This window comes from Bradyrhizobium sp. LeoA1Lang (assembly GCF_055413685.1).
The window spans coordinates 1-255 of sequence record NZ_JBVAPG010000603.1; the positions used below are offsets into that span (position 1 = coordinate 1).

The following is a 255-nucleotide window of genomic DNA, read 5'->3' on the forward strand; positions in this document are numbered from 1 at the left end:
AGCAGCCGGTTCTCAAGGGTGAGGTCGGCCACAACTTCCTTCAACGCGGCCGTCTCACGACGCAGATCCTTTACCTCGCCGGAGGTTGCCGCACGTGCCGTATCCCCCGCCAGACGGCGCTTACCAGCTTCGAGGAACTCCTTGGACCAGCCATAATACATCGAGGCGGCGATGCCTTCTCGGCGGCAAAGTTCGGAGATGTTCTCCTCGCCCCGAAGTCCTTCCAGCACGATGCGGATCTTCTCTTCTGCCGAG

At 61.2% G+C, this 255-nt stretch carries 1 protein-coding gene; it reads right to left on the minus strand.

What is annotated here, in order from left to right:
- Positions 1–255, minus strand: a 255-nt coding sequence (locus ACZYOF_RS44670) for a transposase (RefSeq protein WP_463719709.1), incomplete at both ends; no start/stop codon positions are given.